We start from the raw sequence: 22,462 nt of genomic DNA, 5'->3' as shown, positions 1-22,462 counted from the left end.
CAATTTCAAGACATCGCAAAATGCAAAAGTCGCACCGACAGGTCCGTTTGCGCGGACCTGTCGGTACGGGCGGTGGCGCCGTCAGCCGGCGTGCTGGAGCAGCACCAGCTCGGCGACCTTCGCGGCGGAGGCCGGGTTCTGGCCGGTCACCAGGCGCGTGTCCGCCACGGCGTGCTCGGCGAAGTTCTCGGTCTTGGTGAACTTGGCGCCGCGCTCGGTCAGTGCCGTCTCCAGGGCGAAGGGCACGACGTCGGTCAGCCCGACGGCGGCCTCCTCCGCGTCGGTGAACGAGGAGACCTGCTTGCCCGCGACCAGGTGGGACCCGTCCGACAGGGTGAGGTTGACCAGGGCCGCCGGCCCGTGGCAGACCGCGGCGACGATGCCGCCGCGCTCGTACACCCCGGCGGCGAGCCGGGCCAGCGCGGTCGCGCCGGGGAAGTCCCACATGGTGCCGTGGCCGCCCGCGAAGTAGACGGCGTCGTAGTCGGCGGCGTCGAGGGCCTCGGCGGCGGGGGTGGCCGACAGCGCCTCCTCGTGCTCGGCGAGGAACCGCTCGGTCACGGTGTCGCCGGGCTTCACCCCGTCCCGCGGGGGCCGGCCGCCTGCGACGGAGACGAAGGCGACGTCCCAGCCCGCGGCCCGGAAGACCTCGGCGGGGTGGGCGACCTCGGGGACGTAGAAACCGGTGGCGCGGCCGGTGTCGCCGAGCCGGCCGTGCGAGGTGAGGGCGAAGAGAACCTTGGGCATGGTGAATCCTCCGGATGGGTGGACCGAGTCTGATGGGGCGGATGAGTGAGGTGGGGCGGGGCGGGTGAGTCGTCAGGCTTCGAGCGAGGCGAGTTCCGGCAGGTAGACCCGCCGTTGCCGGCGGGCCACGGCCCGCTCGACGTGCTCGGGCGTGTGGTAGCCCCACCACGCCCACAGGCTGGTGGCGCCCGTGTCGCGCACGGCGAGCGCGTTGGTGATGTGGTCGTCGATGAACGTCACCGCGTCCGGCGGCAGCCCGTCGGTCTCGGCGATCCGGCGCACCGCCGTCCGCTTGTCGGAGCATCCGCCGACGACCTGCGCCACGGTGACGTCGAGCCCGTGGTGGGCGAGGATCTCCCACACGCTCCGTGCGTCCTTCGCCGTGACGATCGAGGTGCCCCGGCCCCGGTGGCGGTGGAGCAGGTCCGCGATGCCCGGGTAGAGCGTGTGCAGGGCGAGCCACTCCTCGCGCCGCCGCTCCCGCAGCGCGCCCCGCACCTCGGTCGCGCCCTTGACCAGGGCGGCGAGCCGGGCCGGCGGGACGCGGGCCGCCAGGGCCTCGTAGTCGGCGAGGCCGCGTACCTCACCGGCGGCCGGATCGCGGGCGACCATGAAGTCGCCCAGGGTCCTGGCGTAGGTGCGGACCGTGCGGAAGCGGGCGACGAACGCGGCCGGGAGGGCCTCCGCCAGCGCGGCGACCGGCCGGTCCGCGACGGTGTCCGGGTCCTGGTCGGCGTAGTACGTGACCACGGCGCACTCGGTGAAGGCGTCCGCGATGACGCCGTCGAAGTCGAGTATCAGCAAGGTGCCTCCTCAGGGCTGCGCGCCGGCCGCGGCCGGCCACCGGGGCGGCCGCGGCGGGCGGGGCGGGCGGGCCAGGCGTTCAGGCCGCGGTCGCCCGCTTCGCGGCGACGGTCGCGAAGACCTGCTGCATGAACCGGCCGACGTAGGCGTAGTACGAGCAGGTGATGATGTGGCCGTCGACGATGACGTCGGAGTCGACGACGTCGGCGCCCGCGTTGATGACGTCGTCGCGCAGGCCGATGTACGCACAGGCGCGGCGGCCCTTGAGGACACCGGCGGAGACCATGATCCAGGGGCCGTGGCAGAGGCCCGCCACGACCTTCTCGCGGGCGTCCATGGCGCGCAGGAAGTCGAGGACGTGGGCGTCCTGGCGGACCCGGTCGGGCGCCTCGTGGCCGCCGGTGAGGATCACCGCGTCGTAGGCGTCGGCGTCGAGCTCCTGGAAGGCGACGAGCGGCTTGGCGGTCTTGTCCATGGGCAGCGGGACGCCGTACTTGCCGACGACGTCGGCGCCGTTCTTGGTGGCCACGTCCACGTGCCAGCCCTCTTCGAGGAGCCGGTAGTAGGTGTAGACGACGTCGTGGTCCTGGAATCCGGGGCCGGTGATGATGACGGCACTGGGCATGGGTGTGCTCCTTGTCTGCGGCTGCGACTGCGACTGCGACTGCATCTGCATCTGTGTCTGCGTGCGTTCTGAGATGGGCGGGACGACGTGCCGTCAGCCGCGCGCGAGCGAGAGGTAGTACTGGTCGAGCGAGGGCCGCCGGCCGTCGCCCTGTGCCGGGGCGAGGATGTCGACCTCGCCGGTGACCACGCCGGTCAGACCGAGCGGGATGTGGAACAGGTCCTGTTCCTGGCGCCGGTAGAAGATGTCCGCGCCGGCCCGGATGGAGAAGGCGAACTCCTTCTCCGGAGAGGCGTCCCGCAGCCGCGCCTGCGGCAGATAGGTGACCGGGCGGGCCGGCAGGTCGGGCGCCTCGGCGTGCTCGCTCTCGTACGCCGTCCCCTGGCGGTCGTAGTCGTCGCGCAGCCGGATCAGGTCGAACTTGTTGCGCGGGGCCTCGACCTCGACCAGCCACAGCGGTCCGGGCCCCAGGCTCCGCGAGGAGTGGAAGGCGCCGCCGCCGATCCGCAGGACCGATCCGGTGCTCACCGGGACACTGCCGGTCAGGGTGTCCGTGACGCCCTCACCGGCGAGGCAGAGCAGATAGGTCAGCTTGCGCGGGTGCACATGCATCGACGTGGACTCGCCCGCGTCGATCCTCAGGTTCCAGACGTCGATGAAGTCGTCGACGTAGACCCGGTATTCCATTCCCCAGGGCTTGGGGATGATCTCGTTGAGATGCCCGTCGCCGTCCAGGCTCTCGTTCCCGATCCGCGATCCCTTGCGGACGACCTCGTTCAGTGCGGCGAAATCCCTGGGCCCCGGATCTATCCGGGTCGCCGTTTCGGCACCCCGATTTCCGTTCTGGGTCTTGTTCCGTGTCTTGTTCTGCGTCAGCTCAGACATGTCGATCCCCCAATCGAGCAGTTGAGTTGTCGAGCCGTCGTGTCGTTCCGGCTCGGAATGGACATTAGACACACCGGCACCTGCGACGCGAATAGTCGGCGCCACAGTCCCCGATAACGATCAGCGGGGCCCCACGAAACTAATGCCCCTCCCCCGATCGCTTATTTGAACGGGCCCGGGGGCCGTTGGCAGGCTTTCCGTACCGACACGAAGGGGGAGCAGCTGTGAGTACACGTGGATCCACGGCCGGCGCGCCGGGCCGGATCGAGTCCCGGGGCCGGATCGAGTCGCCGGTCCAGATCGACTCCATCGCCGTCCTGGGGTACGAGGCGTGTTCGGAGCAGGACACGATCACCCCGCTGGAGATCTTCAAGGGCACGGCCATGGTGACCAGCGGGCAGATCGCGCCCTGGCAGCGGGAGGCCGCCGACCGCGAGCTCGACGTGCGCCTGGTCGCCCTGGAGCCCGGGGTGATCAAGATGCAGATGGGCACGAACGTCGTGGCCGACGCGGTCCTCGGCGACGACGACCTGTACGACATCCTCTACATCCCCGGCGGCGTCGGCTCGGGCGCGCTGCTCACCGACGACCGGGTGCACAAGCTGATCCGCCGGCACCACGAGGCCGGCCGGATCATCGCGGCGAACTGCTCGGGCGTGGGCGTCGTCGCCCGCTCCGGGATCGTCAACGACGAGACCCTGACCTGCGTGGCGGCCGTCGCCCGCGGGCTGCGCGAGGACGGCTTCAACGTGCCGGTGGCCCGCCGCATGTGGATCGGCGACACGGCCTCGCGGCTGTGGACGTTCACCGGCTCGTACGGCGTGAACGGCGGCGCGGTGGCCATGGTGGCGCACTACTTCGGCCGCGAGGTCGGCACGATCGTCTCGATGATGTTCGACACCATCGGGGGCATCGGCGACGTGATCTTCGAGGAGACCGGCCCCGAGTTCTACCAGCACCCCGAACTGGAGGAGTCCTTCCAGGACTTCTTCCAGCCGATGCTCTACCCGCCGCGCGACGACGCCGCCCAGGCCTGAGCATCCGGGAGCCTTCGATGCCCACACCGGTCGAGCTCCGGGACCTCGTCTGGATCCGCGGAGCGCTCCAGACGGCGATCGCCCTGGAGCACGCCACCATGCCCCTGTACTGCGCCGCCATGTACTCCCTTGAGGTGCAGAACTATCCGTCGTACAACACCATCCGCAGCGTCCTGATGGAGGAGATGGTCCACATGGCCATCGCCGCCAACATGGTCGCCGCGCTCGGCGGCTCGCCCGCGATCAAGGGCCTGCGGCCGGCGTACGCGGGCCGTACGGGACTTCCCGGCGGGGTCGCCCCTGACCTGCGGCCGCGGCTCGCGAAGCTGTCTGGTCCCGCCCTTGAGGCGTTCATGCGCCTGGAGGCGCCGGACTTCCTGCTCAACTCGCGGCAGCGGGCGGCCGCGTACCCGACCATCGGCTCGTTCTACGCGGCGATCCGGGCGGCCATCGCCCACAACGCCCGCGCGGTCGAGGCGGCCGTGCGCCGGGGCGGGCCGTCCCACCAGGTCGGCGGGAACCTCGGCTACCGGACCTTCGAGCGGGACGACCCGGACCCGGTGGGCTCGTTCCTCGCCGCGCTCGACGTCATCACCGAGCAGGGCGAGGGCGGCGGCCGCGGCACCGTGGAGACGGCCGCCGAGGTCTTCCAGAAGGAGGGCTCGCACTACGCCCGGTTCGCCGAACTGCGGTACGGGCGGCGCTATCTGCCCCGGGAGGGGGTGCCGTTCGCGCGGGAGACGGAGCGGGAGTTCTTCACCGGCGAGGAGATCGCCTGGCCGGTCGTCGTCAACACCCTGGCGGTTCCGGCCGACGGGTACGAGGCGGTCCTCGCCCTCGATCCGCGCGGCCCCGACGTGCGCAAGGAACTCGACGCGTTCGACGAGGCCTACACCCAGATGATGACGGCGCTCGACGCCACCTGGAACGGTCCGGTGGAGATCTGGTGGCCGACGCTCGGCGCGGCGGTGACCCAGATGGACCAGATGCGGGTCCGTTCCTGTTTCACGATCATGCGCAACGAGATTCCGCGGCCGGTCGTCGGCCGGCTGCGGGAGCTCTATCCGGCCGAGTTCCGCGCCCTGGAACGCCACACCGATCTCGACGCGCCGGTCTTCTACGGGCCGCGCTTCCTCAACAACTCCGTGTGAGCCGAAAGGCGCCGGGGGAAACGGGATTCTCATGACATTCGCCAGCGACCGGGCCGGCGACCGGGCGGCCGATACCGTCCGGCGTGCCAAGCCGAAGCCGACGCCGACACCGACACCGACACCGACACCGACACCGAACAGGCGGCTCCTTTTCACTGGAATCGCCGCGGGCAATTTCCTCGTCCTGCTCGACACCTCCATTCTCAATGTGGCGCTGCCCGACGTCCGTTCGGATCTGGGGGCGAGTGCCGCGGCCCTGCCCTGGACGGTCGACGCGTACACGATCGTCTTCGCCGGGCTGCTCCTCGCCTCCGGCGCGGTCGCCGACCGCTTCGGCGCCCGGAGCGTCTACCGGGGGGCGCTGCTCGCCTTCGGTGTCCTGTCGCTGGTCTGCGCCGCGGCCCCGGGCGCCGCCTTCCTGATCGGCGGACGGGCGCTGCTCGGGGTCGCGGCGGCCGGGATGGTGCCGGCGTCCCTGGCGCTGCTCGCCGGTCTGTACGCCGATCCGGGCGAGCGCGCGAAGGCGATCGGCGTCTGGGCGGCCGTCTCCTCCACCGGTCTGATCGCGGGCCCCGTCCTCGGCGGCGCGCTGGTCGAACTGGGCGGCTGGCGGCTGGTGTTCCTGGTCAACCCGGTGCTCGTCCTGGGCACCCTGGTCGCCTCGCGGGGGATTGCCGCGGGCCGGCCGGACTCGGTCCGGGCGGTGGACCGGGCCGGTATCGCGCTCTCGGTCGTGGCGCTCGCGGCGCTCTCCTTCGGGCTCATCGACGCGGGGACCGAGGGGTGGGGGCGGCCGTGGCCGGTGCTCGCCCTGGTCATCGCGGCGGCGGCCTTCGCGGCGCTCTTCGCCGTGGAGCGCCGGGCGGCGGCGCCGATCCTGCCTGGCGCGCTGATGGGGCTGCCCCGGGTGCGGGCGGACATCGTCGCCGGGGCGATGGCCTCGTTCGTCTTCTACGGCGTCCTGTACGCGCTGACGCAGTGGATGGTGAACGAGCGCGGCATGTCGGCCCTGGAGACGGGCGCGGCCTTCCTGCCCATGACCCTGCCGATGTGCGTCATGCCGCTGGTCACCGGGCGTCTGGTGGCACGGATCGGGGCCCGGCGGGTGATCCTCGCCGGTCTGGTCCTGACGACGGCGGCGGGCGCGGTGCTCGCGTTCGCCTCCGACGAGGTGCCGCTCGCCCTGGTCATCGCGGCGCAGGTGACGCTCTCGTTCGGCGCCACGCTCGCGATTCCGGCGGCCACCGCGGACATGGCCATCGCGGCGCCGAAGGAGCTCGCGGCCACCGCCCAGGGCGCCTTCAACGCGGGCCGGCAGGCAGGCAGCGCGCTCGGCGTCGCCGCCCTCGCGCCGCTGACCACGCTGGGGACCTCGGGCGTGGTGCTCGCCTGCGGCGGGCTGCTCGCCCTGCTGCTCGTGGCGGTGGTGCGGCCGTCCGCACCGACGACCACGTGACGCCGGCGGCGACCGCCTGAGGCCGGGCAGCCGCCTGACGTCGGCCGCGAGCCGCGCCCTTCCACCCCTCCACTTCACGTATCTGGGACAGGAGTCTTCCGTGACGATCACCGCGACCGCCCGGCAGCTGGTCAAGCCGGGCTGCGAGAGCCGCCTCGACGCGCTCATGACCGACCTGGAACGCAACATCCGTGCCCACGAGCCCGGTTGTCTGCGGTTCGACTACGTCGTCTCCGCCGACCGGCCGGGCGAGCGCCTGGTCATCGAGGAGTACGCGGACGAGGCCGCCCTCGAGTTCCACAAGCACACCCCGTACCTGGCCGAGTTCATCCCTCAGCTCCTCGACTGCCTGACGGAGCCGCCGCTCCTGGAGTCCTTCCGGCCGGCCGACGGACGGCCCGCGCTGCCCGAGTCCGCCTTCCACATCGGCGTCGTCGTGCCCGACCTGGCCGAGGCCACCGAGCTCTACTCGTCCTGGTTCGGCATCGAGTTCGCCGAGCCGGCCACCTTCGAGATCCCGTACCTGGAGCAGGGCGGGCAGGGCGGCCCCGCCCGGATGACGGCCGTCTTCTCCCGTACGTCGTACCCGCAGTACGAGCTGATCCAGGCGGACGGGGACGGCATCACGTCCCTGGAGCACGCGGGGAAGGTCCTGTACTACGGGGTCTGGGAGGCCGACATGGCGGCGCGGGTGAAGAAGCTGGAGGCCGAGGGCGTCGGCATCGACGCGTACTTCCGCCCCGGCCCCGGCGAGACCCCGTTCGCGGTCATCACCGCGCCGGACCTCCAGGGCGTACGGGTCGAGTACGTCGGCCTGGAGGACCGCCCGGCCATGGACGAGTGGGTGGCCACGGGCCGCTATCCGGGGCTCTCCGGCCGGTAGGGCGGCGCCGGATGTCCTTCTACCACGTGGGGTTCGCCGTACCCGATCTCGCGGCGGCGATGCGCGAACTGCGGGCCGCCGCCGGGATCGGGTGGGCGGAGCCCCGGTCCGGCCGGATCGGGGAGTGGGAGTACCGGATCGTGTTCAGCCGCCCGGGCCCGCCGTTCGTCGAGCTGATCGAGGCGGTGGGCCCGGGCGGTCCGTGGGACGCCTCGGACGGCCCGCGCTTCCACCATCTGGGGTTCTGGTCCGAGGACGCCGAGGCCGGTTCGCGGCGCCTGTCCGAGGGGGGATTTCCGGTCGAGTTCTCGGGTTGCCCCTTCGGCCGGCCGTACGTCTACCACCATCTGAAGGGCCTCGGGGCGCACGTCGAGCTCGTGGACGCCGCTCTCCAGGCCGGCTTCCTGGCCACCTGGCAGCCTGGCGGCCCGCCGATGCCGGCCCTGCCCGAGCCCGTACGGGAACCCGTACTGGAGCCCGTACAGACACAGGCACCCGTACGGGAACCCGTACGAGAAGCACCGCACGCACCACAAGCACCACAAGCACCACGAGCACCGCGAGCAGCACGGAAACAGGAGGATCCATGACCACCACGGACACCACCGGGGCGCCCGTCACCCTGATCACCGGCGGGTCGACCGGGATCGGCGCCGAGACCGTGCGCCGGCTGCTCAAGGCGGGGCACCGGGTCGCCGCCACCGGCCGGGACGCGGGCAAGCTGGAGCGGTTCGCGGCCTCCCTCGGCACCCCGCGCGATTTGCTGCTCCTGCCCGGTGACGCGGCCGACGAGACGGCGGTGGACGGTGCGGTACGGGCCGCGGTGGAGCGGTTCGGGCGCCTCGACCATGTCGTCGCGAACGCCGGGTACTCCACGCACGCGTCGGTCGCGGACGGGGACCCGGAGGCGATGCGGTCGATGCTCCTGACCAACGTCCTCGGCCCGACGCTGCTGATCCGGGCGGCCCTTGAGGAGCTGAAAAGGTCCCGCGGCCGGATCGTCCTCCTTGGCTCGGTCGCCGGCCTCAAGTACGGCCCGGGGAACTTCTACTCGGTCACCAAGTGGGCGGTGCACGCCCTCGCCGAGAACACCCGGATGCTGGTGACGGAGTCGGGCGTGGGCGTGAGCCTGATCGCGCCGGGCAAGGTCGACACCCCGTTCTGGGACTCCCGCGGCGGCACTCCGCCGGGCCCGGCCCTGACGGCCGAGCACGTCGCCGACGCGATCCTGTGGGTGCTCGGGCAGCCGGAGGGCGTCGACGTCACCACCGTCACGGTCCGCCCGACCGGCCAGGTCAACTGAGCCGCCGGACAGGCCCTAGGGGCCCCGACGCCCGGAATTCACCGTGGCCGGGGCCCCTACGCGTATGTCCCCTAGGGCAGCAGGCCCTGCGCCAGCGGCCCCGCCACCGGCAGGTCCGCGAGCGCTCCGCCCTTCGTCACCAGGTCGGTCACCATGGTCGTGCCGACCGGCTTGAAGTCGGCGACCTGAGTGCCGAGGCCGTTGTCGAGCGGGTCCACCCCGGTGTTGGCCAGCGGGTCGATCTGGAGCTGGGTCAGCGGCTTCACGCCCTGGCCGACGCCCTCCAGGGCGGCGGCGCCGTCCGTCTTGGTCAGGCTGTCCAGCGGGAGGGGCACGCCCAGACCGTCGGCGGCCTGGGCCGCGGCGCCCGCGCCGAGCAGGGCGGCGCCGGCCGCCGTCACGGTGAGTCCGGCCTTCAGCAGGGCGCTGCGCCGGGAGGAACGGGGAGCGGCGTGACTCGCCATGAGGGGGGATCCTTCCGAAGGGTGGTCGGGCGGGCACCGACAGTAGTGGAGGTGTGATGCTGGATACCAACGGGTCACCGCGGGGGTCCCCCGATGGGGGAATGGTTCACACTGGTGTCCCGTGAGTTCCCAACCGATCCCGACCCGGGTCGTCCTGCTCGCGGGCCCCTCCGGCTCCGGCAAGTCGTCCCTCGCCGCCCGCACCGGCCTGCCGGTCCTGCGCCTCGACGACTTCTACAAGGAGGGCGACGACCCCTCCCTCCCCTGCGTCGAGGGCAGCTCCGACATCGACTGGGACTCGCCGCTCTCCTGGGACGCGGACGCGGCCGTCGCGGCGATCGTGCAGCTGTGCCGTACGGGACGGACCGACGTGCCGGTGTACGACATCGCCACCAGCTCCCGGACCGATCACGAGGTCCTCGACATCGAGCGCACGCCGCTGTTCGTGGCGGAGGGCATCTTCGCCGCCGACATCGTGGACCGCTGCCGCGAGCTCGGTGTGCTCGCCGACGCGCTGTGTCTGCGCGGCCGGCCCTCGACGACCTTCCGCCGCCGGCTGCTCCGCGACCTCAAGGAGGGCCGCAAGTCGGTGCCGTTCCTGCTGCGCCGCGGCTGGCGTCTGATGCGCGCCGAGCGTTCGATCGTGGCCCGCCAGACCGCCCTGGGCGCCCACCCGTGTGCCAAGGACGAGGCCCTGGGCCGGCTCGCCGCGGCAGCGGCGGGCCGCTGCCGCACGCCGGCAGCGCGCTGAGGAGTCGCGGGCGATCGTCCCGCCGGGCGAAGCTTCGCCGGGCAGGCACCACCCTGACGCACGCCGAGGCGACGCGGGCCGCCGTTCCGCCGGGCGAAGCCCCGCCGGACAGGCACCACCCCGCGCCGGCGGCGCGCTGAGCGGCCGCGGGCCATCGCTCCGCCGGGCGAAACCCCGCCGGACAGGCACCACCCCGACGCACGCCGAGGCGACGCAGGCCATCGCTCCGCCGGGCGAAACCCCGCCGGACAGGCACCACCCCGACGCACGCCGAGGCGACGCAGGCCATCGCTCCGCCAGGCGAAACCCCGCCGGACAGGCACCACCCCGACGCACGCCGAGGCGACGCAGGCCATCGCTCCGCCAGGCGAAGCCCTGGCGGGCGGGCGCAGCCCTCCGGCCGGCCGGCACCAGGAGCCCGTTCACCTCCCGCGCCGCGCGCGCCCACGCACCCGCGCACAACGCGCCGAGGGCCGGGCAGGATCCCCCGATCCTGCCCGGCCCTCGCCGGTTCCCCCGTGCCCCGTACCCCCGTACGGTCCCCCGTGTTCCCCGTTCCCCCCCGTATTTCCCCCGTGTGCCCTCAGGCGACGAGCTCGCCGAAGGACTCCTCCTCGTCACGGCCGAAGCTCAGCACCTCGTCCTCGCGCAGTCGCCGCAGCGAGCGCCAGATGCTCGACTTCACCGTGCCGACACTGATGTCCAGGATCTCCGCGATCTCCGGATCGGTCCGGCCCTCGTAGTAGCGCAGCACCAGCATCGTGCGCTGCAGCTCGGGCAGCCGGGCCAGGGCCTGCCACAGGACCGCGCGCAGCTCGGTGCCGCGCATCGCGTCCGTCTCGCCCACCGTCTCCGGGAGCTCCTCGGTCGGGTACTCGTTGAGCTTGCGCCGGCGCCAGGCGCTGATGTGCAGGTTCGTCATCGTGCGGCGCAGGTAGCCGCCGACCGCGGCCTTGTCGCTGATCCGGTCCCAGGCGCGGTACGTGGAGAACAGCGCGCTCTGGAGCAGGTCCTCGGCCTCGAAACGGTCACCGGTCAGGTGGTAGGCGGTGGCGTACAGGGAGGCCCGGCGCTCCTGGACGTAGGCCGTGAACTCGGCCTCCGAGCAGGAACGCTCCCCCGTGACCTCCCCGTACGCCGCTCCCCCGTCAGCCACGGCGACCATGTACGGCGCCTTGTGCTGACGCCCGACGCTGCGAGCGCACCCCCGCCCGCCCGCTACGCCGGACTTCTCGGTGTTCCGCGTGACGTCGTGGAGACGCGTGACAACTGCGCTTGAGGTGGTGCTGTGCAGTGCGTTCATCTCGCGCCCCCCGTCGGTCGGAATCCGTAGGCCCTTGGTGCAGGTCCTTGATGGGGAAAAGCCTGCCCGGCGCACTTCATCGCGGTGTCCGCCGACTGTCACAGGCGTGTCACAGGCGGGGGCGGCACGGAGACGTGACTGGACGCCGGTCACGAACGGGCGGAGTCCGGCGGAAGTCCCGTCGGAGTCCGGTCGGAGTCCGGTCGGACTCCGCCGGCTGGACGGTCCCACCCGAACGGCCGGAGTCCGCCGGTCGGACAGTCCGACCCGGACGGTCGAACTCGGACGGTCGCATACGACAGAATGAGGCCGTGCCTTTCCTGTTGCTGATCGAGGACGACGACGCCATCCGCACGGCCCTCGAACTCTCCCTGTCACGCCAGGGCCACCGTGTGGCCACCGCGGCGACGGGTGAGGACGGCCTGAAGCTGCTCAAGGAACAGCGGCCGGACCTGGTCGTGCTGGACGTGATGCTGCCCGGCATCGACGGTTTCGAGGTGTGCCGCCGCATCCGGCGCACGGACCAGTTGCCGATCATCCTGCTGACGGCCCGCAGCGACGACATCGACGTGGTCGTGGGCCTGGAGTCCGGTGCCGACGACTACGTCGTGAAGCCCGTGCAGGGCAGGGTGCTCGACGCCCGGATCCGCGCCGTGCTGCGCCGCGGCGAGCGCGAGGCCACCGACTCGGCCACCTTCGGCTCGCTGGTCATCGACCGCTCCGCGATGACGGTGACCAAGAACGGCGAGGACCTCCAGCTCACCCCGACCGAGCTGCGGCTGCTCCTGGAGCTGAGCCGGCGGCCCGGACAGGCCCTGTCGCGGCAGCAGTTGCTGCGCCTGGTCTGGGAACACGACTACCTGGGCGACTCGCGCCTGGTCGACGCCTGTGTGCAGCGGCTGCGCGCCAAGGTCGAGGACGTGCCGTCCTCGCCGACCCTGATCCGTACCGTACGAGGTGTGGGCTACCGGCTGGACGTCCCTGCGTGAGCAAAGGAATCATCACGGCGCTCCGCTTCACCAGTCTGCGGCTCCGCCTCGTCGTCGTCTTCGCCCTGGTCGCGCTCACCGCGGCCGTGTCGGCCTCCGGCATCGCGTACTGGCTCAACCGCGAGGCCGTGCTCAAGCGCACCCAGGACGGGGCGCTCAACGACTTCCGGTCCGAGATGCAGAACCGGGCGGCGACGCTGCCGCTGCGGCCCACCCAGGAGGAGCTGCGGCGCACCGCCGAGCAGATGGCGGCCGGCAGCGCGGGCTACAGCGTGCTGCTCATAGGCGAGCGGGCGGCGGGCAAGCCGATCGTCGGCGCCTCCGACCCGGACACCTTCACCCTCGCCGACGTGCCGCAGTCGCTGCAGACGGCCGTGTCGACCGAGCGGACGCTGACCGACGCCAATCCGTACCGCTACCACCTGGTGTGGCAGCGCACCCAGCGCGGCTCCACGCCGTATCTGGTGGGCGGGACGAAAATCGACGGCGGCGGGCCGACCGGCTACATGTTCAAGTCGCTCGCCGCGGAGAAGGCCGACCTCAACTCGCTGTCCTGGTCGCTCGGCATCGCCACCGGTCTCGCGGTGATCGGCTCGGTGCTGCTCGCACAGGTCGCGGCGACCACCGTGCTCCGCCCGGTGCACCGGCTCGGCGAGGCGGCCCGGCAGCTCGGCGAGGGCAAGCTCGACACCCGGCTCCGCGTCTCCGGGGCCGACGAACTCGCCGACCTCTCCCGTACGTTCAACAGCGCGGCCGAGTCGCTGCAGAAGAAGGTCGCGGACATGAGCGCGCGGGAGGAGGCCAGCCGCCGCTTCGTCGCCGACATGTCGCACGAGCTGCGCACCCCGCTGACCGCGCTGACCGCCGTGACCGAGGTCCTGGAGGACGAGCAGGACGGCCTCGACCCGATGATCGCCCCGGCGGTCGCGCTCGTCGTCAGCGAGACACGGCGGCTCAACGACCTGGTGGAGAACCTGATGGAGGTGACCCGCTTCGACGCGGGCACCGCGCGTCTGGTCCTGGACGACGTGGACATCGCCGACCAGATCACCGCCTGCATCGACGCCCGCGCGTGGCTCGACGCCGTCGACCTGGACGCCGAGCGCGGCATCGTGGCCCGGCTCGACCCGCGCCGCCTGGACGTCGTCCTCGCCAACCTGATCGGCAACGCGCTCAAGCACGGCGGTTCGCCGGTGCGCGTGTCGGTACGGACGGAGGCCACGGAGGCGGGTGGCGAGGAGCTGGTGATCGCCGTGCGCGACCACGGGCCCGGCATCCCGGCGGAGGTCCTGCCGCATGTCTTCGACCGCTTCTACAAGGCCAGCGCCTCGCGCCCGCGGTCGGACGGCAGCGGTCTCGGCCTGTCCATCGCCATGGAGAACGCGCTGATCCACGGCGGTTCGATCACGGCCGCCAACTCCACGGACGCGGACGGTGTGGTGGACGGCGCGGTGTTCGTGCTCCGGCTGCCCCGGGGCGAGGTGGAGGAGAGTTGAGACGTCGGGGTACGTATCCGCGCCGGCCGGGGCCGCTGGTCCTGGGCGCCGCCGCCGTGCTGCTCGCGGGCCTGGTCACGGGCTGTGGCATCCGTACGACCTCGGTGCCGGTCGACGCGGGCGCGGCGCCCTCCCGGGTGCCGTGCGCCGTGCCGGGTTCGCCCTCCGAGACCGGGGTGCAGAGCGGGGTGCCGCTGCATGTCTACCTGCTGTGCGGGGCGCAGTTGGAGGCGGTTGAGCGGCGCTCGCCGCTGCCCGAGGAGAAGGCGGCGGGCGACCCGGTGCGCACCGCGTCCGCGCTGCTCGCCGAGCTGGCGACCGAGCCCTCGGACGAGGAGCGGCGGGCCGGGTTCGGCACGGCGGTGAAGGGCCCGCTGGTGGTGACCGCGCCCCGCAAGGGCGACCCGGCGGGCACGCTGCGCCTCAGCCGCCAGCCGGAGGACCTCCCGCCGACGGCCCTCGCCCAGATCGTGTGCACCTTCGCGGAGAGCACGGCGGGCGAGCCGGAGACCGCCGCGTCCGGCGCCGACTCGGTGATCCTGGGCGGCCCGGGCCCGTACCAGCCACGCCGCTACACCTGCACGAACGCCCTGAAGGAACGCCCGGAGACAGCGGTCCCGTCGACCCCGGCATCCTGACGGGGCGCCGCTCTGGGCACCTGGCAGGCGGCCCGGCCCGCCCTGGCCCGGCCGACCGCGGACGTCGCCGCCGACGCCCTGTCGTGCCCGGCGGGCACGGGCCCGCGGCGCGGGCGGCGTCGCCGGCTGCGGCCCCGGCCTGACCCTGCCTGCTCCGGGCCCTCCAGGCCGGCACGGACCCGGGCCGGCCACGCGGCTCTCCCGGCCCGCCGCCCGCACGGGCCTGCGGCGCGGGCGGCCGTCGCCGGCTGCGTCCATGCCCGGCCGGCGGGGCGGTCTCTCCGCCAGTACGTCGGGCTGACCCCGGGCGGCCCGGAGGGCCGCCACGGGCGGCGCTTCCGCGGACAGCCCGCCCCGCCCCCGCTCGCTCCCGGCTCGCCGCTCCTGCGGGCCGACGGCGGCCGTCGTCGGCTGCGGCCCCGGGCGACTCTGTCGTCTGCGTCACCCGTTCGCACCCCGGCGGAACCGATTCCGCCGGGGTGCGCGTCTTGGGGGGCGTGCAGCGTCAAGGTTCGGGCGGGTCGGGCAGTTCCGGTGGCAGTGTCGCCGTGGTCGTACGCGTGGTGGGGTTCGGTCTTCTCCTCGCGCATCTGCTGCTCGTCGCCTGGGTGACGCTCCGGCCGCGCGACGTGGCCTGGGTGACCGCGCCCAATCTGACCCCGCTGGCCGGGATCCGGGCGGATCTGGCGCTCGGGCCGGCCGAAGCGGTCCGGCGGATCGGCGACGGGCTGCTGCTCCTGGCCCCGCTGGGGCTGCTGCTCCCGATGGCCGACGGGCGGCTCACCGTCTCGCCGTGGGCCTCGCTGGCCCGGACCACGGCGGCCGGGGCGCTGGTGTCGCTCGCGATCGAGCTGTTGCAGACGGCCGTGCCGGGGCAGGTCGTCGACGTGGACTCCGTACTCCTGAACACGACCGGCGTCGCGCTCGCGCATCTGCTGTGCGTGCCCGCCGGACGGGCCCGGCTGCGGCGCGGGACGCGTGGCGGCGGCCGACGGTCCGAGGGCCGGGCGGCCGGCTCCTCCGCCACCCCGGGCGCGGGCCCGGCCTCCTCCTCGGGGAGGACCCCCAGGGTCAGTTCTCAGGGGGCGACCCCGACGATTCCCAGGGTCGGGATCGCCCCGTAGAGGGAGGCTTTGTCCGAGCGTTGGGCGGCACCATGGAGTCATCGGGAGCCGGAGAGACCGGACCCCGGAACCAGCAGACGAAGGAGCCCACCATGGCCGCGATTGTCCGCCCCCGCGAAGGTCGCATGCTCGGCGGAGTGTGCGCGGCGCTGGCGAGGCGCTTCGGCATCTCCACGACGACGATGCGTGTGATCTTCCTGGCCTCGTGCCTGCTGCCCGGGCCGCAGTTCCTGCTCTACCTGGCGCTCTGGGTGCTGCTGCCGGGCGAGAAGACGGCGAGCACGGCCTGGTAGGCCTGGTAGCAGGCAGCAGGTAGCAGGGCAGCGGCGGCTCGATCCGTACGCGTACGCCGAAGGGGCGCCCATCCGGTCCGGGTGGGCGCCCCTTCGGCGTACGTACGGAGCCGCTTACAGCGGCAGGCCCAGGCCGCCGAGCGGGAGGCCGCCCAGGCCGCCGACCGGGAGGCCTCCGAGCAGGCCGGCGGCCTGCCCGAGCGGGGTGGCGGCGAGGCCGCTCTGGGCGCCCTGCAGCGGGAGGTCGCCGGCCTGCTTCTGCACCTCGCCCGGGAGGTTCTGGGCCTGCTCGACGGCGCCCGGGAGGGTGTTGGCACCCTGCTCGACGCCGGTGCCGACGGCGGTCTCGCCGCCGGACAGCGCCTCGCCGGCGCCGGTCGGAAGCGTGGTGAGGTCGTCGCCGACCGGCAGGGTGCTCGTCACCAGGCCGAGCGCGTCGGGGCCGGCCGGCAGCGGGGCCGGGGCGGCGGAGGCCGTACCGGCGGCGACAGCGGCGAAGGCGGCACCGAGGGCGGCGACACCGAGCGTCTTGGCGGCAGACTGCTTCATCAGAGAATCTTCCTCAGGAAATTCGGAAGCGTCGGGAGCTTCGGGAAGCGGAACGGGGAACGGGGAACGCACAGGGAAATGCGGGGAGTGCAGAGAATGCGGGGTGGCTCAGCAAACTAGCCAGCGAACGTCCCGTCCGCAAACACCGAACGGCGGCCGGGCGTGGTGCGCCCAGCCGCCGCAGGCCGTGTCCCGAGGGCGGTGATCAGCCCTTCCGAGCCGAAGAGTCGCTGGTCGTGGCGGTCTGCTGGAACAGCCACTCGGACTTCAGTTCGGCATATCCGGGCTTGATGACGTCGTTGATCATCGCGAGTCGTTCATCGAAAGGAATGAACGCTGATTTCATCGCATTGACCGTGAACCACTGCATGTCGTCGAGCGTGTAGCCGAACGCCTCGACCAGGAATTCGAATTCCCGGCTCATGCTGGTGCCGCTCATCAGCCGGTTGTCCGTGTTGACCGTGGCCCGGAAGTGCAGCTTGCGCAGCAGCCCGATCGGGTGCTCCTTGTACGAGGTCGCGGCCCCGGTCTGCAGGTTGGAGGTCGGGCACATCTCCAGCGGGATGCGCTTGTCCCGGACGTACGCGGCGAGCCGGCCCAGCGTCACCGAGCCGTCGTCGGCGACCTCGATGTCGTCGATGATCCGCACACCGTGGCCGAGCCGGTCGGCGCCGCACCACTGGAGGGCCTGCCAGATCGACGGCAGGCCGAAGGCCTCGCCCGCGTGGATGGTGAAGTGGTTGTTCTCCCGCTTCAGGTACTCGAAGGCGTCGAGGTGGCGGGTGGGCGGGTAGCCGGCCTCCGCGCCCGCGATGTCGAAGCCGACGACGCCGGAGTCGCGGTAGCGGTTGGCGAGTTCGGCGATCTCCAGGGCGCGGGCCGCGTGCCGCATCGCGGTGAGCAGGGCGCCGACCCGGATCCGGTGCCCGGCGGCACGGGCCCGCCGCTCGCCCTCCCGGAAGCCCTCGTTGACCGCCTCGACGACCTCTTCGAGGGTGAGACCGCCCTCCAGATGCTGCTCGGGGGCGTACCGCACCTCGGCGTACACCACGCCGTCCTCGGCGAGGTCGACGGCACACTCGGCGGCGACCCGGAACAGGGCCTCGCGGGTCTGCATGACGGCGCAGGTGTGCGCGAACGTCTCCAGATAGCGCTCCAGAGAGCCGGAGTCGGCGGCCTCCCGGAACCAGATGCCGAGCTTGTCCGGCTCGGTCTCGGGAAGACTGTCATAGCCCTGCTCCTGGGCGAGTTCGATGATCGTGCCGGGGCGCAGCCCGCCGTCGAGGTGGTCGTGCAGCAGGACCTTCGGGGCGCGGCGGATCTGGTCCGCGGAGGGGGTGCTGGGGATCTGGCTCGTCATTGCCGCACTCTAGCCCCTACGCGCGTAGAGCGCGCCTCTTCGGCGCCGGGCGGGACCGCCGGATTTTCCGGTGCGGGCGGCGGATTCGTCGGCCTAACCTGCCGGTATGACGTCTGCCGTGCCCGGTCCCGCCGCATCCGATTCCGCGGATCCCGCCGCGACCGATTCTGGCGTGCCCGGGTCCGAACTGCGCCGCATCCACGCCTTCGTGTCCGCCTTCACCCGCCGGCAGGCGGCGCGGACGGCCGACTTCCCCGGCGGCTTCGCCGCGCTCGACGACGCGTACGCGCTGTCCCGGGGCAACAACCACCTCCTGGTCGACGGCCCGGCCGACCCCGCCGCCCTGCCCGCCCGCGCGGAGGAACTGCTCGGGCATCTGCCGCACCGGGCGGTGTACGTCCTCGGCGAGACGACGGCGGCCGCCTGCGCCGGGCCGCTGCTCGCCGCCGGGTACACCCGCTCGGACTGCGTCGTGATGGCCCGCACCGGCCCGGTGCCACCGCTCGGCGGCGCCCGCGAGGTGGATCTGCCCGCCCTGCGCGTACCGATGGCCGAGAGCTGGCGGCGCTTCCTGCCGGACGTGGAGGAGGAGGTCGTCACCACCCTCGTGGAACGCCGGGCGGCCCGCCGCCGGGGCGCCGACGACGTACGTTTCCTCGCCTCCCACGACGAGTTCGGCGAGGTCGCCTCCTGGGCCGACCTCTATCTCGACCCGGCCACGGGCCTCGCCCAGATCGAGGACCTGGTGACCGCGGAGTCCCATCTCGGCCAGGGCCACGCGGGCGTCGTCCTGGACACCGCCCTCCGCCTCGCCGCCCAGGCCGGCTGCCCGACCGTGTTCCTGCTCGCCTTCGCGGACAACTGGCCGCGGCACTGGTACGCGCGGCGCGGCTTCGTGCCGCTGGGCACGGTGGCCTGTTTCGAACGGGCGTCATAAATCCCGTACGGTCGAGGAACGTTCGGGATCCGGACGATACGTAACAGAGATCGCGCGTATGACTGCCGTACACCTCGCCTTCTGAGACTGTTCCGTCATGGCGCCATTTGCACTCGTGGGTACGACCAACTCCCGGACACCCCGGCTCGGTCGGCCCGTCGCAGCGACGACAGCGGTCACCGAGGCCGGCGGGGTGGTGTTGCTGCTGCCGGACGGGGAGACCGTGTCCGGGCGGGGCGCGTCGGCGCGGGCGCGTCTGGCGATGCTGCCGCTGGGGCGGCGGCTCGCGCGGGCGGGGCGCACGGACGGGCTCGTGGCGCACGTGGTGCGGTACCGGGGGCGCGGCTGGAACGGCGCGGACGCGCAGTTGGCGGAGGACGCCCGGTGGGCGGTCGCCGAGGCGGTACGGCGGTACGGCGACGTGCCGGTCTGCCTGGCCGGGCGCGGGATGGGGGCCCGGGCGGCGCTGCGCGCGGGCGGGCATCCGGCGGTGACGGCGGTGCTCGCGATCGCGCCGTGGCTTCCGGAGGAGGACCGGGCGGCCGAGCCCGAGCCGGTACGGCACCTGGTGGGGCGGCGGGTGTTGCTGGTGCACGGCACCAACGACGCCCGTACGGACCCGGAGTTGTCCTACCGCTTCGCCGAGCGGGCCAAGAAGTCCAACCGGGACACCTGCCGCTTCGAGGTGCACGCGGACGGGCACGCGCTGCGCCAGTACCAGGACGAAGTGCAAGCCCTGGCCGCGGACTTCGTCCTCTCGGCACTCTTCGCGCACCCCCAGAGCCGCCCGCTCGCCGACGCGATGGCGGCGCCGCCGCCGCTGGGCCTGCGGATGCCGCTGGCGGCGGGCTTCGGCACGGGCCGGTCGGGACGGTAGGCGGCGGGGGCCGGGGGGCTGGGACCTGGGCCCGCGGGCGGCCAGGGCCGGGCAGGCGCCCGGTTGGCCTCAAGCACGCGCGTGGCGGCGGCCTCCAGGCCGGTCCCGTACGGCGTACGGGGAGCCGCTGCGCCGCCCGGTAGACCTGGAGCGGGACCAGGAGCGCGCCCGCCGACGGGCCGGTCGCCCTGGCGAGCGCGGTCACCGGCCGCCCACGCCGCCGACGGGCCGGGCAGGTCACGCCACCGCCGGGCCGTCAGACCCGACCGGGCAGGGCACCAGATCGCCGCCGCCGGGGCGGGTTCGGCCGCCTGGCGGTCGGTTGCGCGCCCGACCGCCGTCACCACCGCCCCGCCGTCACTCCGGCAGCAGGCTGCCCCGTTTGCTCAGCAGGAACTTCTTGAAGGCGGCCACCGGCGGGGTGTCCGGGTGGCCGTCCAGCCATGCCACGCCGATCTCGCGTACGGCCCGGGGCGAGGTGACGCCGAGTTCCACCACGCCCGGGCGGGCGACGGCCGGCGGGGGGAGCAGCGCCACGCCCAGGCCCGCCGCGACCAGGCCGCGCAGCGTCTCCGCCTCCTCGCCCTCGAAGGCGACGCGCGGGGTGAAGCCGGCCCGGGCGCACAGGTCGTCGGTGATGCGGCGGAGCCCGTAACCCGGTTCGAGGGTCACGAAGGTCTCGTCGGCGGCCTCGGCGAGCCGGATGCGCTTGCGGGAGGCGAGCCGGTGGTCGTCGGGCACGACGAGCCGCAGGCGCTGCTCGTCGAGCCGGCGACCGACCAGGTCGGGCGCGTCGGGCACGGGCGAGGTGAGGCAGAGGTCGAGGTCGCCGGAGCGGAGGCGTTCGAGCATCGCCTCGCCGTAGTTCTGGACCAGGGTGAAGCGGATCCTGGGGTGGTCGACCCGGAAGGCCCGGATGAGGCCGGGCACGGTCTCGGAGCCCATGGTGTGCAGGAAGCCGAAGGCGACCCGGCCGGCGGTGGGGTCGGCGTCCGCGCGTACGGTGTCGGCGGCCCGCTCGACCTCGGCGAGGGCGCGGTCGGCGGCGGTGAGGAAGCGGCGCCCGGCCGCGGTGAGCGAGACCGTGCGGCCGCGGCGGGCGAACAGCGCGACGCCGAGGTCCTCTTCGAGCCGGACCATGGCCCGCGACAGGGTGGACTGCGGCACGCCCATCTCGGCCGCGGCCCTGGTCACGTGCTCGTGGCGGGCGACGGCGGCGAAGTACGCGAGGCGCGGCGCGAGCAGCAGTCCCATGTCTTCTTCGTTACTGTTCGATGACAGGCGAGCCTGTGACCTGTACTCATGCACCATGGGAACGATTACAGCAGTTCCGTGCATTGGACGCATGAAACGCGGCGTCCTACGTTCGAGGCATGCCTTCCGCCAGTACCAAGGCGGCCGCCACCCGCGCGGTCGCCGACCCGAGCATTGACCCCGCCGACTCCCGCCTCTCCCCCGGCCGACCCGGCTACCGCCGGATGAGCCTCGCGCTGTTCGCCGCCGGAGTGGCCACCTTCGCCCTCCTCTACTCCACCCAGGCCCTCCTCCCGGCCGTCTCGGCCGCGTTCGGCGCCACCGCGTCGGCGGCCTCGTGGACGGTCTCCGCCGCGACCGGCGCGCTCGCCCTGTGCGTCCTCCCCCTCAGCGCGCTCTCCGAGCGCTTCGGGCGCCGCTCGATGATGACGGCCTCGCTCGCCGTCGCGGTCGCGGTCGGCCTGCTCGTGCCGCTCGCGCCCGACCTGGAGACCCTCGTCGCGCTGCGCGCGGTGCAGGGCGCGGCGCTGGCCGGCGTACCGGCCTCGGCGATGGCCTTCCTGGCCGAGGAGGTGCGGCCGCGGGCGCTGGTCGCGGCGATCGGTCTGTTCGTGGCGGGCAACTCGATCGGCGGCATGAGCGGCCGGATCGTGACCGGCTGGGCCGCGCAGCTGTGGGGCTGGCGGGCCGGTCTGGCGGCGGTCGGCCTGATGGCGGCGGCGAGCGCACTCGCGTTCCGTCTCCTCATCCCGAAGGCGCGGCACTTCACGCCGGGCACCCTGAACCCGAAGGCGCTGGCCCGGACCGTGCGCGGGCACCTCGCGGATCCCCTGCTGGTCCGGCTCTACGCGATCGGCGCGCTGTTCATGACGGTGTTCGGCGCGGTGTACACGGTGATCGGCTACCGGCTCGTCGAGGCGCCGTTCTCGCTGCCGCAGGGCGTGGTCGGCTCGGTCTTCCTGGTCTACCTGGTCGGTACGGTCTCCTCGGCGGCGGCCGGCAAGCTGGTCGGGCGGCTCGGCCGGCGCGGGGCGCTGTACCTGGCGGTGTCGACGACGGCGGCCGGTCTGCTGCTCTCCCTCGCCGACACGCTGCCGGCGGTCCTGGCGGGCCTGGTCCTGATCACGGCGGGCTTCTTCGCCGGCCACGCGGTCGCCTCCTCCGCGGTGAGCCGTACGGCGAAGACGGGCCGCGCGCAGGCCTCGGCGCTGTACCAGTCCGCGTACTACCTGGGCAGCAGTGCGGGCGGCACGCTCGGCGCGGTCGCGTTCCACGCGGGCGGCTGGGCCGGCACGGTCGTGATCGGCCTGGTCGCGGTGCTCGGCGTCGTCTCGATCACGCTGTACGGGACGCACAGCGCGCGGGTCGAGGCCCGGCACAGTGCGCGGGTCGCGGCGGCCCGGCGGCCGCGGGTGGCCCGGGCCTGACGCCCGGGTCTGATCGCCTCCGGTGCCGGGCCCCGGCCTCCGGCGCCGGCACGCTCCGCGGTCGCACCGCAACCGTCCGCCCCCTTCGGTCGTCTTAAATGACAGGACT

The 22,462-nt window shown here is 73.2% G+C and carries 24 protein-coding genes; 15 read left to right on the top strand and 9 right to left on the bottom strand.

Translation table 11 applies throughout. From position 1 onward, the window contains the following. Positions 1-81 precede the first annotated feature (81 nt). The 4 genes from AB0C73_RS28510 to AB0C73_RS28495 all read right to left on the bottom strand — a co-directional run bounded on the left by AB0C73_RS28510 (position 82) and on the right by AB0C73_RS28495 (position 3,061). A complete protein-coding gene (locus AB0C73_RS28510; protein WP_362535736.1) occupies positions 82-747 on the bottom strand; it encodes a type 1 glutamine amidotransferase domain-containing protein in 666 nt (221 codons plus the stop codon). Positions 748-819: 72 nt separating this feature from the next. Continuing rightward, positions 820-1,551 carry an HAD family hydrolase gene (locus AB0C73_RS28505; protein WP_362535734.1) on the bottom strand — a complete coding sequence of 244 codons (732 nt, stop codon included), beginning with the start codon at positions 1,549-1,551 and terminating at the stop codon, positions 820-822. Between the two features lie 79 nt (positions 1,552-1,630). Next, positions 1,631-2,176 carry a DJ-1/PfpI family protein gene (locus AB0C73_RS28500; RefSeq protein WP_362535732.1) on the bottom strand — a complete coding sequence of 182 codons (546 nt, stop codon included), beginning with the start codon at positions 2,174-2,176 and terminating at the stop codon, positions 1,631-1,633. A gap of 93 nt (positions 2,177-2,269) precedes the next feature. Further along, positions 2,270-3,061: a hypothetical protein gene (locus AB0C73_RS28495; protein ID WP_362535730.1), complete on the bottom strand. Its 792-nt coding sequence runs from the start codon at positions 3,059-3,061 to the stop codon at positions 2,270-2,272. Between the two features lie 224 nt (positions 3,062-3,285). Here AB0C73_RS28495 and AB0C73_RS28490 point away from each other — a divergent pair, with 224 nt between their 5' ends. From AB0C73_RS28490 to AB0C73_RS28465, 6 genes are all read left to right on the top strand, one after another. After that, positions 3,286-4,098 (top strand): DJ-1/PfpI family protein, encoded by an 813-nt coding sequence (locus AB0C73_RS28490; protein WP_362535728.1) that lies wholly within the window; start codon positions 3,286-3,288, stop codon positions 4,096-4,098. 17 nt (positions 4,099-4,115) lie between these two features. Next, positions 4,116-5,249, top strand: coding sequence for a ferritin-like protein (locus AB0C73_RS28485; protein WP_362535726.1), 1,134 nt, complete (start codon positions 4,116-4,118; stop codon positions 5,247-5,249). A 31-nt stretch (positions 5,250-5,280) separates the two neighbouring features. Continuing rightward, positions 5,281-6,705 (top strand): MFS transporter, encoded by a 1,425-nt coding sequence (locus AB0C73_RS28480; protein ID WP_362535724.1) that lies wholly within the window; start codon positions 5,281-5,283, stop codon positions 6,703-6,705. Between the two features lie 100 nt (positions 6,706-6,805). Continuing rightward, the gene (locus AB0C73_RS28475; RefSeq protein ID WP_362535722.1) at positions 6,806-7,588 is read left to right on the top strand and encodes an antibiotic biosynthesis monooxygenase; all 783 of its coding nucleotides are present in this window, start codon (positions 6,806-6,808) and stop codon (positions 7,586-7,588) included. 11 nt (positions 7,589-7,599) lie between these two features. Beyond that, positions 7,600-8,178, top strand: coding sequence for a VOC family protein (locus tag AB0C73_RS28470; protein WP_362535720.1), 579 nt, complete (start codon positions 7,600-7,602; stop codon positions 8,176-8,178). Further along, the gene (locus AB0C73_RS28465) at positions 8,175-8,891 is read left to right on the top strand and encodes an SDR family oxidoreductase (protein WP_362535718.1); all 717 of its coding nucleotides are present in this window, start codon (positions 8,175-8,177) and stop codon (positions 8,889-8,891) included. Before AB0C73_RS28470 ends, AB0C73_RS28465 begins: the two co-directional genes overlap by 4 nt. 71 nt (positions 8,892-8,962) lie before the next feature. Here the strand turns inward: AB0C73_RS28465 and AB0C73_RS28460 are convergent, their stop codons facing one another. Next, complete coding sequence (locus AB0C73_RS28460) at positions 8,963-9,355, bottom strand: hypothetical protein (protein ID WP_362535716.1); 393 nt, start codon at positions 9,353-9,355, stop codon at positions 8,963-8,965. A gap of 121 nt (positions 9,356-9,476) precedes the next feature. Here AB0C73_RS28460 and AB0C73_RS28455 point away from each other — a divergent pair, with 121 nt between their 5' ends. Continuing rightward, entirely contained in the window at positions 9,477-10,106 is a 630-nt protein-coding gene (locus AB0C73_RS28455) for an ATP-binding protein (RefSeq protein WP_362535714.1), read from the top strand. A gap of 583 nt (positions 10,107-10,689) precedes the next feature. On the opposite strand, the gene AB0C73_RS28450 is transcribed toward AB0C73_RS28455, so the two are convergent. Beyond that, on the bottom strand, positions 10,690-11,409 hold the full coding sequence (locus AB0C73_RS28450; protein ID WP_362535713.1) for a SigE family RNA polymerase sigma factor: 720 nt from the start codon (positions 11,407-11,409) through the stop codon (positions 10,690-10,692). Between the two features lie 311 nt (positions 11,410-11,720). On the opposite strand from AB0C73_RS28450, the gene afsQ1 reads away from it, so the two are divergent. From afsQ1 to AB0C73_RS28425, 5 genes are all read left to right on the top strand, one after another. Then, positions 11,721-12,398, top strand: a complete 678-nt coding sequence (gene afsQ1, locus AB0C73_RS28445) for a two-component system response regulator AfsQ1 (protein ID WP_265869013.1) — start codon at positions 11,721-11,723, stop codon at positions 12,396-12,398. Further along, entirely contained in the window at positions 12,395-13,894 is a 1,500-nt protein-coding gene (locus AB0C73_RS28440) for a HAMP domain-containing sensor histidine kinase (RefSeq protein ID WP_362535711.1), read from the top strand. The genes afsQ1 and AB0C73_RS28440 overlap by 4 nt, the downstream gene beginning before the upstream one ends. After that, positions 13,891-14,532, top strand: coding sequence for a hypothetical protein (locus AB0C73_RS28435; protein ID WP_362535709.1), 642 nt, complete (start codon positions 13,891-13,893; stop codon positions 14,530-14,532). The genes AB0C73_RS28440 and AB0C73_RS28435 overlap by 4 nt, the downstream gene beginning before the upstream one ends. Positions 14,533-15,080: 548 nt before the next feature. Continuing rightward, positions 15,081-15,656 (top strand): VanZ family protein, encoded by a 576-nt coding sequence (locus tag AB0C73_RS28430; RefSeq protein WP_362535707.1) that lies wholly within the window; start codon positions 15,081-15,083, stop codon positions 15,654-15,656. Between the two features lie 92 nt (positions 15,657-15,748). Continuing rightward, positions 15,749-15,949, top strand: a complete 201-nt coding sequence (locus AB0C73_RS28425) for a PspC domain-containing protein (RefSeq protein ID WP_362535705.1) — start codon at positions 15,749-15,751, stop codon at positions 15,947-15,949. A 114-nt stretch (positions 15,950-16,063) separates the two neighbouring features. On the opposite strand, the gene AB0C73_RS28420 is transcribed toward AB0C73_RS28425, so the two are convergent. Then, positions 16,064-16,498, bottom strand: a complete 435-nt coding sequence (locus AB0C73_RS28420; protein ID WP_362535703.1) for a hypothetical protein — start codon at positions 16,496-16,498, stop codon at positions 16,064-16,066. 205 nt (positions 16,499-16,703) lie between these two features. Continuing rightward, the gene (locus AB0C73_RS28415) at positions 16,704-17,858 is read right to left on the bottom strand and encodes an adenosine deaminase (protein ID WP_362535701.1); all 1,155 of its coding nucleotides are present in this window, start codon (positions 17,856-17,858) and stop codon (positions 16,704-16,706) included. A gap of 172 nt (positions 17,859-18,030) precedes the next feature. Between AB0C73_RS28415 and AB0C73_RS28410 the strand changes: the two genes are divergently transcribed. After that, entirely contained in the window at positions 18,031-18,795 is a 765-nt protein-coding gene (locus tag AB0C73_RS28410; RefSeq protein WP_362535699.1) for a GNAT family N-acetyltransferase, read from the top strand. A gap of 97 nt (positions 18,796-18,892) precedes the next feature. Beyond that, a complete protein-coding gene (locus AB0C73_RS28405) occupies positions 18,893-19,672 on the top strand; it encodes an alpha/beta hydrolase (RefSeq protein ID WP_362535698.1) in 780 nt (259 codons plus the stop codon). Between the two features lie 357 nt (positions 19,673-20,029). Here the strand turns inward: AB0C73_RS28405 and AB0C73_RS28400 are convergent, their stop codons facing one another. Further along, the gene (locus tag AB0C73_RS28400; RefSeq protein ID WP_362535697.1) at positions 20,030-20,983 is read right to left on the bottom strand and encodes a LysR family transcriptional regulator; all 954 of its coding nucleotides are present in this window, start codon (positions 20,981-20,983) and stop codon (positions 20,030-20,032) included. A gap of 62 nt (positions 20,984-21,045) precedes the next feature. Between AB0C73_RS28400 and AB0C73_RS28395 the strand changes: the two genes are divergently transcribed. Continuing rightward, positions 21,046-22,353, top strand: a complete 1,308-nt coding sequence (locus tag AB0C73_RS28395; RefSeq protein WP_362535696.1) for an MFS transporter — start codon at positions 21,046-21,048, stop codon at positions 22,351-22,353. Positions 22,354-22,462 lie beyond the last annotated feature (109 nt).

The sequence above is a fragment of the Streptomyces sp. NPDC048623 genome (assembly GCF_040650755.1).
Lineage (GTDB): Bacteria > Actinomycetota > Actinomycetes > Streptomycetales > Streptomycetaceae > Streptomyces.
This window is presented reverse-complemented; position numbering and strand designations above follow the sequence as displayed.

What these genes read in the sequence shown, in the direction of transcription:
- AB0C73_RS28510 (WP_362535736.1), bottom strand. Translation starts at nt 747, where the DNA reads ATGCCCAAGGTTCTCTTCGCCCTCACCTCGCACGGCCGGCTCGGCGAC.
- AB0C73_RS28500 (WP_362535732.1), bottom strand. Translation starts at nt 2,176, where the DNA reads ATGCCCAGTGCCGTCATCATCACCGGCCCCGGATTCCAGGACCACGAC.
- AB0C73_RS28495 (WP_362535730.1), bottom strand. Translation starts at nt 3,061, where the DNA reads ATGTCTGAGCTGACGCAGAACAAGACACGGAACAAGACCCAGAACGGA.
- AB0C73_RS28485 (WP_362535726.1), top strand. Translation starts at nt 4,116, where the DNA reads ATGCCCACACCGGTCGAGCTCCGGGACCTCGTCTGGATCCGCGGAGCG.
- AB0C73_RS28480 (WP_362535724.1), top strand. Translation starts at nt 5,281, where the DNA reads ATGACATTCGCCAGCGACCGGGCCGGCGACCGGGCGGCCGATACCGTC.
- AB0C73_RS28470 (WP_362535720.1), top strand. Translation starts at nt 7,600, where the DNA reads ATGTCCTTCTACCACGTGGGGTTCGCCGTACCCGATCTCGCGGCGGCG.
- AB0C73_RS28465 (WP_362535718.1), top strand. Translation starts at nt 8,175, where the DNA reads ATGACCACCACGGACACCACCGGGGCGCCCGTCACCCTGATCACCGGC.
- AB0C73_RS28460 (WP_362535716.1), bottom strand. Translation starts at nt 9,355, where the DNA reads ATGGCGAGTCACGCCGCTCCCCGTTCCTCCCGGCGCAGCGCCCTGCTG.
- AB0C73_RS28450 (WP_362535713.1), bottom strand. Translation starts at nt 11,409, where the DNA reads ATGAACGCACTGCACAGCACCACCTCAAGCGCAGTTGTCACGCGTCTC.
- AB0C73_RS28425 (WP_362535705.1), top strand. Translation starts at nt 15,749, where the DNA reads ATGGCCGCGATTGTCCGCCCCCGCGAAGGTCGCATGCTCGGCGGAGTG.
- AB0C73_RS28420 (WP_362535703.1), bottom strand. Translation starts at nt 16,498, where the DNA reads ATGAAGCAGTCTGCCGCCAAGACGCTCGGTGTCGCCGCCCTCGGTGCC.
- AB0C73_RS28415 (WP_362535701.1), bottom strand. Translation starts at nt 17,858, where the DNA reads ATGACGAGCCAGATCCCCAGCACCCCCTCCGCGGACCAGATCCGCCGC.
- AB0C73_RS28405 (WP_362535698.1), top strand. Translation starts at nt 18,893, where the DNA reads ATGGCGCCATTTGCACTCGTGGGTACGACCAACTCCCGGACACCCCGG.
- AB0C73_RS28400 (WP_362535697.1), bottom strand. Translation starts at nt 20,983, where the DNA reads ATGGTGCATGAGTACAGGTCACAGGCTCGCCTGTCATCGAACAGTAAC.
- AB0C73_RS28395 (WP_362535696.1), top strand. Translation starts at nt 21,046, where the DNA reads ATGCCTTCCGCCAGTACCAAGGCGGCCGCCACCCGCGCGGTCGCCGAC.